Here is a 16,358-nt window from a genome sequence, read left to right as displayed (position 1 = left end):
GATCGGAGTCGCGGAGGGACGTGGCGTGGGTTTGGGCGTGGGGGTCGGGGTGGGCGTCGGTGCCGGGGGCGGTGTGGGGGGTGCGACGGCCGGAGCCGGTGGGGGCAGCGGTGTCTCGGGCGGCGGCGGCGCCGGCGCGGGCGGCGGAGGGGGCGGTGGGGGTTTCGGAGGCGGGGGCGGCGTGGGGGTCGGCCTCGGTGTGGGCGAGGGCGTGGGCGTGGGCGTCGGCTCGGGCTTCGGCGGGGGTGTCTCCTTGGGCGGTGGCGGCGGCGGTTTCGGCTTCGGCGGTGTGGGGGTCGGCGTGGGCGTCGGTGTCGGTACCGGGCACTTCGGCGGCGTCGGCCACGCGATGCTCCCCGCGACCGCCACCGCCTCGGTGCCGTCCGGGCCCGTCGAGGCGTACGCGCAGGCGTCGGCCACGGCCACCCCGGCCGGCGCGGTCGCGAGGATCCAGACCGCGGCCACCAGGGCCAACGCCCGTGCGGAAAGGGCGGATCGGGTCGTTTCGGGTCCATGCACGACGGAGATCATGAGGCCTCGTGCCCCGGTGTGGTCGGGTGCTCGGGGGTGATTGCCCCGAACGGGGGAAGTCCGCCCCCGGGGGTTTGGGGGGCGGACGTCCACGCGTCCGGCCCGCCGTACGGGCGTGCGAGGGCGTGGCCCGAAGCGGGCTGTGTCACAGGCGGCGAAAAGAATTTTGTGCCGCGTTGAACACAACACCCACCGGCATGCGTACCCATGGCCGTGCGGCGGCGCAGCAGGGCGCTGCAACACCCTTGTGATGATCGGGGAGTTGTTGACGATGAAGACCTCCTGGCGGAGCGCCTCACTCGTGGCGAGCGCCGTGTCCGTTCTGGCGCTGACGACGGCGTGCGGTCAGGAAAGCGGCACGTCGAACGCGAGCCAGAACGTGGGGGTTACGGCCCCGGCAGGCACCATCGCGGGTGTGGGCAGCGGCACCGGCGGTGTCGGGGCAGGCGTCGGCGCGGGCGCCGGCACCCCGGCGGCCACGGGCGGTGTCGGGGCGGGCACCGACACCGGCACCGGTTCCCAGGCGGGCGTGGCGGGTCAGCTGTCCGTCTCCGCCAACGCGGAACTCGGCAAGGTGCTGATCGACTCCAACGGCATGACGCTGTACCGCTTCGACTCGGACACCCAGGAACCGCCCAAGTCCAACTGCGACGGCGACTGCGCGAAGACCTGGCCGCCGGTTCCCGCCGACGACGCCACGGCCGGCGACGGCATCGACAAGTCGCTGCTCGGCGAGGTCACCCGCTCCGACGGCACCAAGCAGCTGACGGTCGACGGCTGGCCCGTCTACCGCTACGCCAAGGACGCCAACGCCGGTGACACCAACGGCCAGGGCGTGGGCGGCAAGTGGTTCGCGCTGGCCCCCGACGGCAAGAAGGCCAAGGCGGAGTCCGCCCTGCCCGGGCTGTCGGTGCGCAAGGACCCCAAGCTCGGCGACATCGTCGTCGACAAGAACGGCATGACCGTCTACCGCTTCCTCAAGGACAAGGCCTGGCCCAAGCCGGTGTCGAACTGCAACGGCGCCTGCGTGGAGAAGTGGCCGGTCGTCGCCCCCGTCGCCACCAACGACACCGAGGGCGTCCAGAAGAAGGGCCTGATGAGCTTCACCCGGGGCGACGGCGTCAAGCAGATGACGGTCAACTGCTCGCCGATCTACACCTTCTCCGGTGACAAGGCTCCCGGTGACATCAACGGTCAGGGCGTCGGCGGCCAGTGGTACGCCGTGGCCCCCGACGGGAAGCTGGTCGGCGCGCCGGAGCAGTAGAGATCACCTCCCCAGGGCTGATCACCGCATCTGCCACGGCACGTACGACCCCCGGTCCGCCCCCCCCCCCCCCCCCCCCGGGGGGGGGCCCCCCGGGGGGGGGGGCCCCCCCGGGGGGGGGGGGGGCCGGGGCCGCCCGCCCCCTCCGCGCCGCACGGAGGGGGCGGACCACTGTGCTGTCCGGCCCTGCCGTTCTTCGGGTAGTTTGCGCCAGGCTCCCCCACGGGGCGCCGATTCGGCACGTGCCGCAGGCAGTGACCGGGAACGGATGGTCAATTTCCGTTTCCGCTCGCCCGTTTGGCGGGCGATCAGTAGCCTCTGCTCGAACACCGGATCGCCTACGCCTTGGAGAGTTGGATGGAGCGTCCCGCCTGGGCCCCACGGAGCATCGACATCTCCGTGCCCAGTGTCTCGCGGATCTACGACTACTACCTGGGCGGTTCGCACAACTTCGAGGTCGACCGGCAAGCGGCCCGCAGGGCCATGGAGTTCATGCCGGGACTTCCGAAGATCATGCAGGCGAACCGGGCGTTCATGCGCCGCGCGGTGCGGTACGCGGCCGGCGAGGGCATCACCCAGTTCCTCGACATCGGTTCGGGCATCCCCACCTTCGGCAACGTCCACGAGGTGGCCCAGGCGGCCAGTCCCGGCGCCCGGGTGGTCTACGTCGACCACGACCCGGTGGCCGTCGCGCACAGCCAGGCGGTGCTGGAGGGCAACGCGGACGCGGACGTCGTCGCGGCCGATCTGCGCAAGCCGCAGGAGATACTGAGCAGCCGGCAGGTGGGGGAAATGCTCGACCTGGACCGGCCGGTGGCGCTGCTGCTCGTTGCCATACTGCACTTCGTGGAAGACGCGGACGACCCGTACACGGCGGTCGCCGAGCTGAGCGCCGCGCTCGCGCCCGGCAGCCTGCTCGTCCTCACGCATGCCTCGTACGAGGGAATCCCGCTGCCGCCGGAGCGGGCCGAGGGCGCGGTGGACGTGTACAAGGACATTCGCAACCCACTGATCATGCGCTCGCGTGACGAGATCGCGCGGTTCTTCGAGGGGTACGACATGGTGGAACCGGGACTGGTGTCGCCGCCGTTGTGGAGGCCGCAGGAGACACCGGAGGACGAGGATCCGTACGCCTTCTCCGGTTTCGCGGGCGTGGGGCGTACTTCGTGATCGCCGAGCCGGACGGGCCGGAGGACAGACTGCGGCGGTTCGCGACGATCTGGAGCCGGGCGGTGTTCCCGGTCACCTCGACGTCGCTGACCCGGCCGGAGTTCGAGGAGCGACTCCTGCCGCTGGCCCGGCGGTTGAGCGAGGCGCTGCGGGCCAGGACGTTCGACGCCGAGGCCGCCAGGGCGGTCGGAGCCGCGCTCGTCGACGCGCACTGCACCGACCCGGAGGCGCTCAGCCGCAGCCTGGACTGCGTCGACGCCTACCTGGTGCTCTACTGCGGCGAGGACGGTCCCCAGGAGGACCTGCGCACGCGGTGCTCGCGGCTCCAGCACGCCATGGCCGCCGGGTACGCCCAGGCGCTGCGCGAGCGCACGCTGGCCGAGCAGGAGGCCATCGCGCAGGCCGCGTTGCAGGCGCAGGGAGTGGTGGCGCAGGCGCTGCACGCCAGCGAGGCCCGCTTCCGCGCGGTCTTCGAGGGCGCCGCCATAGGGATCGGCATCGCCGACCTGGACGGCAACGTCCTCCAGGTCAACGGGGCGCTCATGCGCATGTTCGGCGGCGGTGAGCAGGCGGTGCGCGGCCGCAACGTCCGCGAGTGGACACACGCCGACGACGCGCCCCAGGTCTGGCGGCTCTACGAGGAGCTGGTGCGCGGCGAACGCGAGCACTACCACGTGGAGAAGGCGTTCTACCGCCCTGACGGAACGGTGCTGTGGACCAACCTGACGGTCTCCCTGCTCCGTGACGCCGACGGCAGGCCGCAGTACCAGCTGGCCCTGATGGAGGACACCACCGAGCGCCGTCTGCTCAACCTGCGGCTGCGGTACGAGGCCACGCACGACGCGCTCACCGGCCTGCCCAACCGCACCCTGTTCTTCGAACGCCTGGAGAAGGTGCTCTCCGTCGGCGAGAACCAGCGCTTCGGCCTGTGCTATCTCGACCTGGACGGCTTCAAGACCATCAACGACAGCCTCGGCCACGCGGCCGGCGACCGGCTGCTCGTGGAGGTCGCCGACCGGCTGCAGGCCTGCGCGACCGCGCCGGGCGAGATGGTCGCCCGGCTGGGCGGCGACGAGTTCGTGGCGCTGACCACCGGCCCCGACACCCGCCGCGAGGTCGACGAACTCGCCGCACGCATCATGAACGCCCTGGTCGCGCCCGTGCGGATCGACGGCCGGGAGCTGACCGTGCGCGGCAGCATCGGCATCGTGGAGGGCCCGGCGGGGGAGCACAGCCCCGCGGAGGTGCTGCGCAGCGCCGACATCACCATGTACCGGGCCAAGTCGGCGGGCGGCAACCGCTTCGAGCTCGCCGACCCCGAGGCCGACGCCCGCGCGATCACCCGCCACGGGCTGACCACGGCCCTGCCGACCGCCCTGGAGCGGGGCGAGTTCTTCATCGAGTACCAGCCGCTCGTCCACCTCGGCGACGGCAGCGTGCGCGGCGCCGAGGCCCTGGTGCGCTGGCTGCACCCGCAGCACGGGGTGCTCGGTCCCGACCGGTTCATCCCGCTCGCCGAACACACCGGGCTGATCGTTCCGCTGGGCCGCTGGGTGCTGGAGCAGTCGGTGCGCCAGGCCCGCGAGTGGCGAGAACGCAACGGGGACACGAGCCCCCTGCGCATCAACGTCAATCTCTCCCCGTGCCAGCTCAACCATCCGGGACTGGTGCAGGACACCGTCGACATCCTGGAGCGCACCGGAGTCGAACCGGAGGCTCTCTGTCTGGAGGTGACCGAATCGGCGTTGATCGGCGCCGACGACGACCTCCTCAAGCCGCTGCGCCGGCTCGCCGAGATGGGCGTCGACATCGCCCTGGACGACTTCGGCACCGGCTACTCCAACCTGGCCAACCTGCGCCGGCTGCCGGTGAGCGTGCTCAAGCTGGACCGTTCCTTCACCCAGAGCATGCAGCAGTTCCCGGCCGACCCCGTCGACCTGAAGATCGTCGAGGGAATCGTTTCGCTGGCCCACAGTCTGAACCTCGCGGTCACCGTGGAGGGCGTGGAGACCGGGGCCCAGGCCGACCAGCTGCGGATATTGGGCTGCGACACGGCCCAGGGCTGGTACTACGCCCGCCCGGGCCCCCCGGACCGGCTGCACGAACTGGCCCTGGTGGACGCGACGGGGTGAGGACCCTCCGGCCCGGCGGCGCGGCGTCCTCCGGGGCGTCTCCGACCGTGCTGTGACGTCGTACGCCGCGCCCTCTCGGGGTGCGGCGGCGATTTCCGGGCGGCGGGCCGGGTGCGCCGACGGCCGAGCGCCGTCCGGGCGGCGGCGTCGGACGGCGTTCACCGGCCGGCGTCGGATCCCTCGGTGTCCGTCCGCCGGCCGCAGCCACCGCCCCCCGGCGGCGCCGCCTCACCGCTCGAGCAGCATCCGCTGCAACTCCCTCGCGGCCCGCGGCGGAGCCACATCGCTGCGGTGGGCCAGCGCGATCGTGCGGTGCAGGCCGGGGCGGGCCAGCGGGGTGACCCGAAGGCCCCGCCCGGACCGCGCGGCGACCATGCGCGGGACGACGGCCACCCCCAGACCCGCCCGCACGAAGCCGAGCACCGCGTCCATCTCCCCGCCCTCCACCGCGAAGTCCGGCTCGAAGCCCTCGGCCCGGCACGCCGCGACGGTGAGTTCGCGCAGGTCGTAGCCGTGCCGGAACATCACCAGACGTTCGCCCTCCAGATCGGCTACGCGGACCGTGCGCCGGCCGTGCCCCGGGCGCGGGGCCTCCGGGGAGGAAACGACCACCAGGTCCTCGCGGAGCAGCTCCACCGTCGTCAGGGCGGGGGAGGGGGTCGGCAGGGGCAGCACCACCAGGGCGAGGTCCAGGGCGCCGCGGGCCAGCTCGCGGACGAGGTCGTGCGAGCCGCTCTCCTCGATCAGCAGCCGGATGCCGGGGTAGCGGTCGTGGAAGGCGCGCAGCACGTCCGGCAGCAGACCCGTGCACAGGCTGGGCGTGGCGCCCAGGCGGACCCGGCCGCTGCGCAGCTGCACCAGCTCCTGCACCTCGTACCGGGCCGTCTCCGTGTCCGCCAGGATCCGCCGAGCCAGCGGCAGCAGCGCCTCACCCGCGTCCGTGAGCGTGATGTTGCCGCGCGCCCGCAGGAACAGATCGGCCCCCAACTCCCGCTCCAGCGCCCTGATCTGCTGCGACAGCGACGGCTGTGCGACATGCACGAGCTCGGCGGCCCGGGTGAAGTGCCGCGTCTCGGCCACCGCGACGAAGTACTGGAGCTGCTGGAACTGCATCCAGCCATGATAGGCAGCGGCTATCGAAACGAGCCGGACCATGTCTTGGACTGATGAGGTCGTCCGGCCCTAGCGTCCTGTTCCATGGCTCTGGCAACGCGGACGGACCGACGGCCGTCCATGGCGCGCACCGTGTGGGACTCCTCCGTCGGCAAGAAGACAGTGATGGCAGTCAGCGGCGTGATCATGCTGCTGTACCTGGTCGCCCACGTGATCGGCAACCTGAAGATCTTCTTCGGCCCGCAGGAGTTCAACCACTACGGCCACTGGCTGCGCACGGTCGGCGAGCCGTTCATGCACTACGAGTGGACGCTGTGGCTGATCCGCGTCGTGCTGGTCGTCGCGGTCGTCGCCCATGCCGTCTCCGCGTACCAGCTCAGCCGCCGTGACATCCGGGCGCGCCCGAGCAAGTACGTCCACAAGAAGCCACGGGCGAGCTACGCGACCCGCACCATGCGCTGGGGCGGGATCATCCTCGGCCTGTTCATCGTCTGGCACGTCCTGGACCTGACGACCGGCACCGTGCACCCCGGCGGCTTCCAGGAGGGCCACCCGTACCAGAACGTCGTGGACACCTTCTCCACCTGGTACGGCAACGTCGTCTACATCGTCGCGATGCTCGCCCTCGGCCTGCACGTCCGGCACGGCTTCTGGAGCGCCGCCCAGACCCTCGGCGTCGGCAGCCGCACCCGCGACCGCGCCCTGAAGACCGTCGCCGACGTCCTCGCGCTGCTGCTCACGGCCGGCTTCGTCGCCGTACCCGTGGGCGTCATGACCGGAGTGGTGAGCTGAAGATGACCTACACCGACTACGCGACCGGCGAACCCGCCGTCGACACCAAGGTGCCCTCCGGCCCGATCGACGAGCGCTGGGACAAGCGCCGTTTCGAGGCCAAGCTGGTCAACCCGGCCAACCGGCGCAAGCACACCGTCATCGTCGTCGGCACCGGCCTCGCCGGCGGCTCCGCCGGCGCCACCCTCGCCGAACAGGGCTACCACGTCGTCCAGTTCTGCTATCAGGACTCCCCGCGTCGCGCCCACTCGATCGCCGCGCAGGGCGGCATCAACGCGGCGAAGAACTACCGCAACGACGGCGACTCCATCCACCGGCTGTTCTACGACACGGTCAAGGGCGGCGACTTCAGGGCGCGCGAGTCCAACGTCCACCGGCTCGCCCAGATCTCCGTCGAGATCATCGACCAGTGCGTGGCCCAGGGCGTGCCCTTCGCCCGCGAGTACGGCGGCCTGCTCGACACCCGCTCCTTCGGCGGCGTCCAGGTGTCCCGCACCTTCTACGCCCGCGGCCAGACGGGCCAGCAGCTGCTGCTCGGCGCGTACCAGGCCCTGTCCCGGCAGATCGCCGCCGGGAACGTCGAGATGCACCCGCGCACCGAGATGCTCGACCTGATCGTCATCGACGGACGGGCGCGCGGAATCGTCGCGCGGGACCTGATCACCGGCCGGATCGACACCTACTTCGCGGACGCCGTCGTACTGGCGAGCGGCGGCTACGGCAACGTCTTCTACCTGTCGACGAACGCCATGAACTCCAACGCCACCGCGATCTGGCGGGCGCACCGGCGCGGCGCCTGGTTCGCCAACCCGTGCTTCACCCAGATCCACCCCACCTGCATCCCGCGCACCGGCGACCACCAGTCGAAGCTGACGCTGATGAGCGAGTCGCTGCGCAACGACGGCCGGATCTGGGTCCCGAAGGCCCAGGGCGACACCCGACCGCCGAACAGGATCCCCGAGGACGAGCGCGACTACTACCTGGAGCGCATCTACCCGTCCTTCGGCAACCTGGTCCCGCGTGACATCGCTTCCCGCGCCGCGAAGAACGTCTGCGACGAGGGCAGGGGAGTGGGCCCCGGCGGCCAGGGCGTCTACCTGGACTTCGCCGACGCCATCCAGCGGATGGGCCGCAAGGCGGTCGAGGCCAGGTACGGCAACCTCTTCGACATGTACCAGCGGATCACCGACGAGGATCCGTACGAGGTGCCGATGCGGATCTATCCGGCCGTCCACTACACGATGGGCGGACTGTGGGTCGACTACGACCTCCAGACCACCGTCCCCGGACTGTTCGCGATCGGCGAGGCCAACTTCTCCGACCACGGCGCCAACCGGCTCGGCGCGTCCGCCCTCATGCAGGGCCTGGCCGACGGCTACTTCGTGCTGCCGGCGACCATCAACGACTACCTCGCCCGCAACCCGCACCAGGACGAGGTGACCGACGAACACCCCGTCGTACAGGAAGTGTTGGCCGAGACCCACGACCGGCTCAACCTGCTGCTGTCCGTCGACGGCGACCGGACCCCCGACTCCTTCCACCGCGAAGTCGGCGAGCTGATGTGGGAGTTCTGCGGCATGGCCCGCACGGACTCCGGACTGCGCAAGGCACTCGAGCGCATCCCGCAGATCCGCGAGGAGTTCTGGCGGCGGATCAAGGTGCCCGGCACCGGCGAGGAGTTCAACCAGTCCCTGGAGAAGGCGAACCGGGTCGTCGACTACCTGGAGCTGGCCGAGCTGATGTGCCTCGACGCCCTGCACCGCTCCGAGTCCTGCGGCGGCCACTTCCGCGAGGAGTCGCAGACCCCGGACGGCGAGGCCGCCCGCAAGGACGACGAGTTCGCCTACGCGGCCGCCTGGGAGTTCACGGGAACGGGCGAGGCCCCGACCCTGCACAAGGAAGACCTGGTCTTCGAGTACGTCCACCCCACCCAGCGGAGCTACGCATGAAGCTCACCCTGCGCGTCTGGCGGCAGAAGAACGCCGACGCCGACGGCGCCATGTCCACGTACGAGGTGGACGGCGTCTCCCCCGACATGTCCTTCCTGGAGATGCTCGACACGCTCAACGAGGAGCTCATCCTCAAGGGCGAGGACCCGGTCGCCTTCGACCACGACTGCCGTGAGGGCATCTGCGGCGCGTGCTCGCTCGTCATCAACGGCGACGCGCACGGACCCGAGCGCACCACCACCTGCCAGCTGCACATGCGCTCCTTCCGGGACGGCGACACGATCGACGTCGAACCGTGGCGGGCCTCGGCGTTCCCCGTGATCAAGGACCTGGTCGTCGACCGGTCCGCCTTCGACCGGATCATCCAGGCCGGCGGCTACATCACCGCCCCGACCGGCGCCGCGCCGGAGGCCCACGCCACACCGGTGCCGAAGCCGGACGCCGACTCCGCCTTCGAGCACGCCGAGTGCATCGGCTGCGGGGCGTGTGTGGCCGCGTGCCCCAACGGCGCGGCGATGCTGTTCACCTCCGCCAAGGTCAACCACCTGAACGTCCTGCCCCAAGGGGCGCCCGAGCGGGAGACGCGGGTGCTGGACATGGTGGCGCAGATGGACGAGGAGGGCTTCGGCGGCTGCACCCTCACGGGGGAGTGCGCGACGGCCTGCCCGAAGGGGATCCCCCTGATGTCCATCACCAGCATGAACAAGGAGTGGCTGCGGGCCACCCGCAAGGTGGCGAAGCGATAGCGGAACCCGCGTAACGAGAGACGTTCGCCGAGACGGTGGACGGGCGGGGCCGGGAGTGGTGCTCATCCCCGGCCCCGTCTGGCTTTCCGCCGCGGCGCTCCCCGCGCCTGGCATTCAGCATTCCCACACCCGCGCTCCTGGCACAGGTCACGTACACGCCAACCGGAATCGGAAGAAACAGGGGGTACCGCTCCGTCCCCCTTCGTGCGTGCTCAGGAGAGAGCCATGACCGGTGTTTCCACCCTCGACCGTCCCCCGCGGTCCACGGCACCCGCCCGCTACACCGTCACCCTCGCCCGCGACGAGGACGACGTGCGGGCCGCGCAGCGGCTGCGGCACGACGTCTTCGCCGGGGAGATGGGCGCCCTGCTCACGTCCTCACAGCCCGGCCTGGACGTCGACCCCTTCGACGCGTACTGCGACCACCTGCTGGTGAGCGACGCCGACACCGGGCAGGTCGTCGGCACGTACCGGCTGCTGCCGCCGGAGCGCGCCGCGGTCGCCGGGCGGCTGTACTCGGAGGGCGAGTTCGACCTGGCGCGGCTGGACGGGATCCGGCCCGGGCTGGTCGAGGTCGGCCGGTCCTGTGTGCACCCCGACCACCGCGACGGCGCCGTCATCGGGCTCATCTGGGCCGGGATCGCCCGCTACATGGTGGACCGCGGCCACGAGTGGCTGGCCGGCTGCTGCTCCGTCCCGCTCGCCGACGGCGGCGCCCTCGCGGCCGGCGCCTGGGACCGGGTGCGGGAGAAGTACCTGGCGCCGGAGGAGTTCCGGGTACGCCCGCTGCTGCCGTGGGTGCCCCCGGCTGACGTGGCACTGCCCGCGCGCACCGAGCTGCCCGCCCTGCTGCGCGGCTACCTGCGCCTCGGCGCCTGGGTGTGCGGCGAGCCCGCCCACGACGCCGACTTCGGGGTCGCCGACCTGTACGTGCTGCTGTCGATGCGCCGGGTCAACCAGCGCTATCTGCGGCACTTCCTCTCCCTCGTCCCGGCCTGATGAGCGTCTGGCTGCCCAGCGCGCCGTGCACCCCGCGGGCGTGCGTGGAGGAGACGGAGTCGTCCTGCGCCGCCGTACCGCGGGCCGTGCTGCGGCTCGCGGCGGTGCTGCTGCTCGTCCTCACCGGGGTCCTCCTGTCGCCGCTCGGCGGGAGGATCCCGGCCGGGGCGGTACGGCGGTGGAGTCGCGCGGTCGTGCGGGCGGCGGGAGTCCGCGTCCGCACGACGGGGGCCGCCGCACCCGCCGGCGGGCTGCTGCTGGTCGCCAACCACATCTCCTGGCTGGACATCCCGCTGCTGGCCGCGGTGCGCCCGGCCCGGATGCTCGCCAAGACCGAGATACGGCAGTGGCCGGTCGCGGGAGCGCTCGCCGCGCGCGGCGGCGTCCTGTTCATCGACCGTGACCGGCTGCGCGCCCTGCCCGGCACGGTCGCCCGTGTCGCCGATGCCCTGCGCGCCGGGCAGGCCGTCGCGGTGTTCCCGGAGGGGAGCACCTGGTGCGGCCGCGCCCAGGGCCACTTCCGGCGGGCCGTGTTCCAGGCCGCCGTGGACGCGCGCGTGCCCGTGCAGCCGGTGCGCATCCGCTACCGGGCCGAAGGGGGCGCGGCCAGCACGGCACCCGCCTTCGTCGGCGACGACTGCCTGCTCGCCTCCCTGTGGCGGGTGGCGACCGCCCGGAGCCTCGTGGCCGAGGTGGAGGTCGGACCGGCGATCGCACCCGAGACCCACCTCGACCGCAGGACGCTGGCGGCCACCGCCGGGACATGGGTCCTCGGCGAGCCGGCGAGCGGGCAGATGACGCTCAAGGCCCGCGGACGCACCGCACGGGGAACAGCCGGCGCGCACACCGGCCGCGGCCCCGTGGACCTCCGCGGGGCGTGGGCACCACCGGCAGGACACGCGGCGGGGTGATCGACGGAGGAGCCCCGGCACCGCAACCGTCCGGGCGCGGGTACGCAGGGGAGACCCGGGCGTGCGCCCGCCTGGCCGGCCGCTCGCGTGGGTGGCGTGGGCGTCCTTCGCCGATCGCGTCGCACGGCGGACGGAGACCGGGCCGCCGGGGCGGGTACCACCCGGGGCCGGGCGTCCCGTGAGCGGTCCGGTCGGGCCCGCGCCGCGGGCGGCGCCCGTCGTCCTACCCACCCGGCCGCATGAGCAGCAGATCCTCGCCCCAGTCGTCGAGCACGTCGCCGTGCCCGGCCGCGCGGGCCGCTGTCTCGACCCGTGCGAAGAGCGCCCGTTGGGCCGGGACGTCGGCGGTCGCCGCGATGTGCTCCACGGCGTCGAGGAGGGCCGTGGTGTCCCAGCCCGGGAGCGGGTGGTGGGCCAGTTCCCAGCGCAGGTACTTGTTGTAGGGGCGGGGCCGGCGGTCGAGGGCGAACAGGAACTCCAGCAGGGAGCCCAGGCTGTCGGCCGCGTCGAGGCGGGCGGCCAGCGACTCGCCGTCGCGGGCGTTCTTGACCGACCGGTACAGGGAGTTGGCGTACGCGTCCAGCGACCCGCCCGCCGCCCGGAAGGCCTCTTCCCTCCCCAACCGCGCCTTCGCGGCGAGGATTCGGCCGATCTCCCCGTCGAGCCGGTCGAGGACGACCCGGCCCCGGGCGAGCGCGTACCGCTCGAAGCCCGGCCTGCCCGCGGCCCGCAACTCCGCGAGCGACACGACCACCACGTCGAGGTCGGGGGTGCGGCGACCGAGGTCCCCGGCCGGTGCGCCGTCCGCGAGGACGACGTACAGGTCGTGGTCGGAGTGCTCGGTCGCCATGCCCTCGTGGGCCTGCGAACCCTTGAGCACGAGGCCGACGACGGCCGGGTCGGCGGCCATGTGTTCGACGAATTCCTTGTAGGTGAAGGGCGGTTGGGGGGTCATGGTGCGATCATGACAGATCTCGACCCACCTCCCGAGGAGAACAGGCGTGAGTGGAAGTCCGGTCGGCAGAACCGTCCTGGTGACGGGTGGCAGCGGCTTCGTCGCCGCCCATCTCGTACGGCAGTTGCTGGAACGCGGCCACCGGGTGCGCACCACCGTGCGCAGCACGGCGAACGCGGCGAAGACGCGGCCGCTGCGAGCGCTGCGGGACTCCCACCCCGGCCGCCTCGACCTCTTCGAGGCCGACCTGCTCGTGGACGGCTCCTTCGACGAGGCGATGAAGGGCTGCTCCGTGGTCTTCCACGTGGCCTCCCCCTTCCTGATGCCGGAGAAGATCAAGGACGGCCGGCGGGACGTGGTGGAACCGGCCCTGCGGGGCACGCACAACGTGCTGGGAGGCATCGACCGCACGGAGACGGTCGAGCGGCTGGTCCTCACCTCCACCGTGGGGGCGATCTTCGGTGACTACGCCGACGTCCTGGAGATGGACGACCGGACCCTGTCGGAGAAGTACTTCAACACCACCAGCACGGTGGACGACAATCCGTACCACTACGCCAAGACGGTGGCGGAGCGGGCCGCCTGGGACGCCGCGGCCGCGCAGGACCGCTGGGACATGGTCTCCGTCAACCCCGGCCTGATCCTGGGCCCCTCCCTCACCCCGGCCTCGGACTCCGGCAGCCTGTTCCTCCTCGACGAGCTGTTCAAGGGCTACTTCTTCTACGGCGCCCCGGACTTCAGCTTCACGACGGCCGACGTACGGGACGTGGCGGCGGCCCACATCGCGGCGGCGGAACGCCCCGGGGCGCACGGCCGTTACATCGTCGCGGCCCAGGAGATGACGTCGTTCCACCGGATGTCGGCGATCCTGCGCGCTCACCACCCCGGGAACCTCCGTCTCCCGCGCACCGCCCTCCCGCACTGGCCCGTCCGCCTTCTCGGCCCGGCCTTCGGCCTGAGCCAGGCCTACATCCGCAACCACCTCGGCATCCGCTTCCGCGTCGACAACCGCCGGAGCGTCGAGGAACTGGGCCTCACCTACCGCCCGATCGAGGAGACGCTGCTCGACCACTACCGGGCCTGGCGGGAGCTGCGGCGGGGACGGGGCGGGTGAGTCCGCGGTCGATCACGTTGAGAGGATGGCGCGGACCGAGGGAAAACGAAGGGGGCCGAGCGTGGAGCTGCTCGTTCTGGTGGGTGTCCTGGTGCTCGTCGTCGGCGGGTGCGTCTGTGTGGTGTGGGCGGAACGGGGCGGCCCGCGCTGGGTGCGCGCGGTGGCCGCCGTGACCCGGTTCGCGGGCGAGCTGGTGAGCCGGTCCGGGAGCGGGCGCCGCAAGTCGAGCGGCGACTCGGGCGGCGACTCGGACGACTGAACAGAGGTGCCGTCCTGCTCGCCGTACACCCCCACGGCGCAGGGCGTGCCCTGGGGGAGCGGTCCCCGCAACTCGTTCTCGTCCGCCGACAGCGGTTGCGCGGGGGCAGCCGTCAGCCAGTGGCCCTTCCGAGGTTCGCGATCCCGGCGAGACGCCGGTAGGAGTCCAGCAGTGCCCGACGGTCATGGGTGCTGGTCGTGACCAGGATCTCCTCCGCGTTCGTCTCCTTCACCAGCTTCTCCAGCTCGTGGGCGACCTGTTCCTCGGTGCCGGCGATCTGGCCGGTCAGCCCGGACTCGTAGAACCCGCGCTCTTTCGCGGTCATCGGGAGCGCCTCGACGCGCTCGGCGGGGAGCAGCGGCGGAAAGGTGCCGTGCGTGCGGGAGTACGCCATCGACCAGGCCTCGGGGACCAGGAGCCGCCGGGCGGCCTCGGGCGTCGCGGCGACCGCGACCGTGCCCGAGACGACGACGTAGGGTTCGGCGGCCCAGGGGGAGGGCCGGAAGTGGGCGCGGTAGTGGTCGATGCCGCGCCGCATCCGCTCCCGGTCGCGCAGGTCGCCGATGACCATCGGCAGGCCGGCGCGGGCCGCGATCGTCGCGCCCTCGCCCATGGCCAGCACGAACGGCGGCACGGTCAGGCCCTCGGCGGGCCGCGCGTGCACGCCCGTCGGGGAGGTGCCCCGGAACCAGCCGAGCAGCTCCTGAAGCTGGCCGGCGAAGTCCTCGGCGTCGCCCTTGTCCCGCCCCAGCGCCTTGCGGACCCCGTCGGTGAAGCCCACCGAGCGGCCGAGGCCCATGTCGATCCGCCCCGGGTACAGGGACTCCAGGACGCCGAACTGCTCCGCCACGACCAGCGGCCGGTGGTTGGGCAGCATCACTCCGCCGGTGCCGACCCGGATCGTGCGCGTCGCGCCGGCCACGGCGGCCGCCAGCACGGTCGGCGCGGACCCGGCCACGCCGGGCACCCCGTGGTGCTCGGCCACCCAGAACCGGTGGTAGCCGAGCCGCTCCACCTCCTGCGCCAGCCCCACCGTGTCCCGCAGCGCCTCGGCGCCGGTGTGGCCCTCGCGGACGCGGGAGCGGTCGAGGACGGAGAAACGGGCCGAGGCGATCACGGAACTCATACAGGGTTCAACACCCGGGAGCCCGCAGGATTCCTCCGGAACCTTCGACGGGCGCCGCGGGTCGTCAGAAGCGTGCGCCGACGCCCGCCCCGTTGCGGGGCACCAGGAACGACGGGGCGGACGGCAGTGAGCCGTCGGAGCGGCGGGCGCCCGTGAGGGGTGCGGGGTCCGTGCTCAGCACCGAGGCGGCGTTCCACGTGCCGCCGAGATCCCAGGAGTTGCCGCTGGAGACGGTGCCCGCACCGAGGGCCACGGCGCGCGCGTCGGCGACGGACAGGTTGCCGGTGAGGACGGCCCTGCCGCCGGAGGTGTCGACGTCGAAGCCCGTGCCGGCGTTGGCGTACGTGCTGGTGCGGGTCAGAGCGAGTGCGCCCGTGTTGCCGTTGTCCGTGACGCCGTGCGCCGCGTTCTTGAAGGCGACGGAGTTGCGCAGGGTGTGCGCCACCGCGGGCGCCGGGCTGCCTCCGCCCAGCTTGAAGCCGTTGCCGTCGCCCGCGAAGTCGGGGAAGCCCCAGCGGTTGAAGCCGTTGCCGTACGCGACCGTGTTCTCGATCAGGATCGGGGAGGTGAACTTCCAGTTGTCGAAGCCGTCGTCGACGTTGTTCCACAGGCGGGCGCCGCGCACCACGTTGCCGGTGCCGCTGCCCTCCTTGACGGCCAGGCCGTCGGCGCTCTCGCCGTTCTTGCGCGGGTCGCGGTTGCCGTAGCTGTCCAGGTTCAGGATCTGGTTGTTGCCGGAGGCGCCCTGGAGCTGGAAGCCGGACTCGTAGTTGTCGTGCGTCCTCAGTCGCGCGAAGACGTTGTTGTTGCAGCCGTCGCAGTACACGCCGTAGGGACCGTTGACGATCTCCAGGTCCGAGATCCGCCAGTACGAGGCCTCCTGGTGGATCGCCCCGCGCTCGGCCCGGGGGATGCTGCCGCCGACGGGGGTGTGGCTCGCGGGCAGCCGCTCGCCGTCCACGACCACGTGTTCGCCCTGGTAGGCCCCGAGGGTGATCGGCTGGGACGCGGTGCCCGAGGTGCTGATCGTGATGTTGTCGGTGAGGGTGTACGTGCCGCCGCGTACGGCGATGGTGTCGCCGGGCCTCGCCAGGTCCACGGCCCGCTGGATGGTCCGCAGGGGCTGGGTGAACGTCCCCGCCGCTGAGTCGTCGCCGGTGGTCGCCACGACCAGGGTCGTCGCGGCCGGGGCCGCGGACGCCTCCGCCGTCGGGCCCGATAACGTCACCAGCGCCGCGCTCACCAGTGCCGACGTCCAGATCGACGTGTTGCGCATGGGGTCTCCCGCCTCCGTCTT

Annotated in this window: 14 protein-coding genes and 1 pseudogene; 10 read left to right on the top strand and 5 right to left on the bottom strand. The window is 72.2% G+C overall.

Annotated elements, in window-relative coordinates:
• A pseudogene (locus ACPT94_RS38710) lies at nucleotides 1-346 on the bottom strand (hypothetical protein); the annotation flags it as partial.
• A gap of 456 nt (nucleotides 347-802) precedes the next feature.
• Here ACPT94_RS38710 and ACPT94_RS38705 point away from each other — a divergent pair.
• From ACPT94_RS38705 to ACPT94_RS38695, 3 genes are all read left to right on the top strand, one after another.
• Complete coding sequence (locus ACPT94_RS38705; RefSeq protein WP_360345214.1) at nucleotides 803-1,795, top strand: SCO0930 family lipoprotein; 993 nt, start codon at nucleotides 803-805, stop codon at nucleotides 1,793-1,795.
• A gap of 357 nt (nucleotides 1,796-2,152) precedes the next feature.
• Nucleotides 2,153-2,965 (top strand): SAM-dependent methyltransferase, encoded by an 813-nt coding sequence (locus tag ACPT94_RS38700; RefSeq protein WP_360345212.1) that lies wholly within the window; start codon nucleotides 2,153-2,155, stop codon nucleotides 2,963-2,965.
• Nucleotides 2,962-5,097 (top strand): putative bifunctional diguanylate cyclase/phosphodiesterase, encoded by a 2,136-nt coding sequence (locus tag ACPT94_RS38695; RefSeq protein ID WP_425247947.1) that lies wholly within the window; start codon nucleotides 2,962-2,964, stop codon nucleotides 5,095-5,097. The genes ACPT94_RS38700 and ACPT94_RS38695 overlap by 4 nt, the downstream gene beginning before the upstream one ends.
• Before the next feature lie 228 nt (nucleotides 5,098-5,325).
• On the opposite strand, the gene ACPT94_RS38690 is transcribed toward ACPT94_RS38695, so the two are convergent.
• Complete coding sequence (locus ACPT94_RS38690; protein ID WP_425247946.1) at nucleotides 5,326-6,210, bottom strand: LysR family transcriptional regulator; 885 nt, start codon at nucleotides 6,208-6,210, stop codon at nucleotides 5,326-5,328.
• A gap of 120 nt (nucleotides 6,211-6,330) precedes the next feature.
• On the opposite strand from ACPT94_RS38690, the gene ACPT94_RS38685 reads away from it, so the two are divergent.
• From ACPT94_RS38685 to ACPT94_RS38665, 5 genes are all read left to right on the top strand, one after another.
• Nucleotides 6,331-7,002 (top strand): succinate dehydrogenase, encoded by a 672-nt coding sequence (locus tag ACPT94_RS38685; protein WP_360345283.1) that lies wholly within the window; start codon nucleotides 6,331-6,333, stop codon nucleotides 7,000-7,002.
• 2 nt (nucleotides 7,003-7,004) lie between these two features.
• Nucleotides 7,005-8,951: a fumarate reductase/succinate dehydrogenase flavoprotein subunit gene (locus ACPT94_RS38680; RefSeq protein WP_425247945.1), complete on the top strand. Its 1,947-nt coding sequence runs from the start codon at nucleotides 7,005-7,007 to the stop codon at nucleotides 8,949-8,951.
• Nucleotides 8,948-9,697 carry a succinate dehydrogenase/fumarate reductase iron-sulfur subunit gene (locus tag ACPT94_RS38675; protein WP_360345206.1) on the top strand — a complete coding sequence of 250 codons (750 nt, stop codon included), beginning with the start codon at nucleotides 8,948-8,950 and terminating at the stop codon, nucleotides 9,695-9,697. The genes ACPT94_RS38680 and ACPT94_RS38675 overlap by 4 nt, the downstream gene beginning before the upstream one ends.
• Before the next feature lie 225 nt (nucleotides 9,698-9,922).
• Complete coding sequence (locus tag ACPT94_RS38670) at nucleotides 9,923-10,696, top strand: GNAT family N-acetyltransferase (protein ID WP_360345204.1); 774 nt, start codon at nucleotides 9,923-9,925, stop codon at nucleotides 10,694-10,696.
• Nucleotides 10,696-11,607 (top strand): lysophospholipid acyltransferase family protein, encoded by a 912-nt coding sequence (locus ACPT94_RS38665; RefSeq protein WP_425247944.1) that lies wholly within the window; start codon nucleotides 10,696-10,698, stop codon nucleotides 11,605-11,607. The genes ACPT94_RS38670 and ACPT94_RS38665 overlap by 1 nt, the downstream gene beginning before the upstream one ends.
• A gap of 223 nt (nucleotides 11,608-11,830) precedes the next feature.
• On the opposite strand, the gene ACPT94_RS38660 is transcribed toward ACPT94_RS38665, so the two are convergent.
• On the bottom strand, nucleotides 11,831-12,562 hold the full coding sequence (locus ACPT94_RS38660) for a hypothetical protein (RefSeq protein WP_360345200.1): 732 nt from the start codon (nucleotides 12,560-12,562) through the stop codon (nucleotides 11,831-11,833).
• Between the two features lie 46 nt (nucleotides 12,563-12,608).
• On the opposite strand from ACPT94_RS38660, the gene ACPT94_RS38655 reads away from it, so the two are divergent.
• Both ACPT94_RS38655 and ACPT94_RS38650 read left to right on the top strand, forming a co-directional pair.
• Nucleotides 12,609-13,676, top strand: a complete 1,068-nt coding sequence (locus ACPT94_RS38655; protein ID WP_425247943.1) for an NAD-dependent epimerase/dehydratase family protein — start codon at nucleotides 12,609-12,611, stop codon at nucleotides 13,674-13,676.
• Nucleotides 13,677-13,701: 25 nt separating this feature from the next.
• Nucleotides 13,702-13,935: a hypothetical protein gene (locus ACPT94_RS38650; protein ID WP_425247942.1), complete on the top strand. Its 234-nt coding sequence runs from the start codon at nucleotides 13,702-13,704 to the stop codon at nucleotides 13,933-13,935.
• 112 nt (nucleotides 13,936-14,047) lie between these two features.
• On the opposite strand, the gene ACPT94_RS38645 is transcribed toward ACPT94_RS38650, so the two are convergent.
• Nucleotides 14,048-15,061: an LLM class flavin-dependent oxidoreductase gene (locus tag ACPT94_RS38645; RefSeq protein ID WP_360345194.1), complete on the bottom strand. Its 1,014-nt coding sequence runs from the start codon at nucleotides 15,059-15,061 to the stop codon at nucleotides 14,048-14,050.
• A gap of 64 nt (nucleotides 15,062-15,125) precedes the next feature.
• The gene (locus ACPT94_RS38640) at nucleotides 15,126-16,337 is read right to left on the bottom strand and encodes a right-handed parallel beta-helix repeat-containing protein (protein WP_425247941.1); all 1,212 of its coding nucleotides are present in this window, start codon (nucleotides 16,335-16,337) and stop codon (nucleotides 15,126-15,128) included.
• Nucleotides 16,338-16,358: the final 21 nt, after the last annotated feature.

The sequence above is a fragment of the Streptomyces aurantiaciflavus genome, from assembly GCF_049808595.1.
GTDB lineage: Bacteria > Actinomycetota > Actinomycetes > Streptomycetales > Streptomycetaceae > Streptomyces.
Note: the sequence above shows the minus strand (reverse complement) of the source record. Positions and strands in the feature narration are given on the sequence as shown.

Excerpts from the sequence above, each read along its gene's own strand:
- ACPT94_RS38705 (WP_360345214.1), top strand. The coding sequence starts at position 803 with ATGAAGACCTCCTGGCGGAGCGCCTCACTCGTGGCGAGCGCCGTGTCC.
- ACPT94_RS38700 (WP_360345212.1), top strand. The coding sequence starts at position 2,153 with ATGGAGCGTCCCGCCTGGGCCCCACGGAGCATCGACATCTCCGTGCCC.
- ACPT94_RS38690 (WP_425247946.1), bottom strand. The coding sequence starts at position 6,210 with ATGCAGTTCCAGCAGCTCCAGTACTTCGTCGCGGTGGCCGAGACGCGG.
- ACPT94_RS38685 (WP_360345283.1), top strand. The coding sequence starts at position 6,331 with ATGGCGCGCACCGTGTGGGACTCCTCCGTCGGCAAGAAGACAGTGATG.
- ACPT94_RS38680 (WP_425247945.1), top strand. The coding sequence starts at position 7,005 with ATGACCTACACCGACTACGCGACCGGCGAACCCGCCGTCGACACCAAG.
- ACPT94_RS38675 (WP_360345206.1), top strand. The coding sequence starts at position 8,948 with ATGAAGCTCACCCTGCGCGTCTGGCGGCAGAAGAACGCCGACGCCGAC.
- ACPT94_RS38670 (WP_360345204.1), top strand. The coding sequence starts at position 9,923 with ATGACCGGTGTTTCCACCCTCGACCGTCCCCCGCGGTCCACGGCACCC.
- ACPT94_RS38665 (WP_425247944.1), top strand. The coding sequence starts at position 10,696 with ATGAGCGTCTGGCTGCCCAGCGCGCCGTGCACCCCGCGGGCGTGCGTG.
- ACPT94_RS38660 (WP_360345200.1), bottom strand. The coding sequence starts at position 12,562 with ATGACCCCCCAACCGCCCTTCACCTACAAGGAATTCGTCGAACACATG.
- ACPT94_RS38650 (WP_425247942.1), top strand. The coding sequence starts at position 13,702 with ATGGCGCGGACCGAGGGAAAACGAAGGGGGCCGAGCGTGGAGCTGCTC.
- ACPT94_RS38645 (WP_360345194.1), bottom strand. The coding sequence starts at position 15,061 with ATGAGTTCCGTGATCGCCTCGGCCCGTTTCTCCGTCCTCGACCGCTCC.
- ACPT94_RS38640 (WP_425247941.1), bottom strand. The coding sequence starts at position 16,337 with ATGCGCAACACGTCGATCTGGACGTCGGCACTGGTGAGCGCGGCGCTG.